Annotated in this window: 1 protein-coding gene; it reads left to right on the top strand. The window is 55.6% G+C overall.

Annotated features, from left to right (window positions below; all coding sequences use genetic code 11):
- Nucleotides 1–99: 99 nt before the first annotated feature.
- The coding region (locus tag SB679_RS25445; protein WP_410705134.1) for a protein NO VEIN domain-containing protein at nt 100–252 on the top strand (153 nt) is incomplete at its 3' end.

Below are 252 nucleotides of genomic sequence, written 5' to 3'. Positions count from 1 at the left end.
GCCGCCAGGGCGGTCTCGCTTGTCGAACTTGAGCAGAGACTAGCTCTACAACGGGAAATAGGCCAGTTAGGCGAAGATGCGGCGTATCGTTACGAATATGTGCGCCTGTATAGCTTGGGCTGTGCCAACCCTGTCGATCATATTGTCCGTGTCTCTGAAAGCGACGTCGGCGCCGGCTATGACATGCGCAGTATGTTTGAGGGGGAGACACGGTACATTGAAGTCAAGTCCTCCAGTTACCTCTCGGACGCC

It is taken from the genome of Chryseobacterium sp. SIMBA_029, from assembly GCF_046535275.1.
Lineage (GTDB): Bacteria > Bacteroidota > Bacteroidia > Flavobacteriales > Weeksellaceae > Chryseobacterium.
The sequence above is the reverse complement of the archived record's forward strand: the minus strand, read 5'-3'. Positions and strand labels throughout refer to the sequence as shown.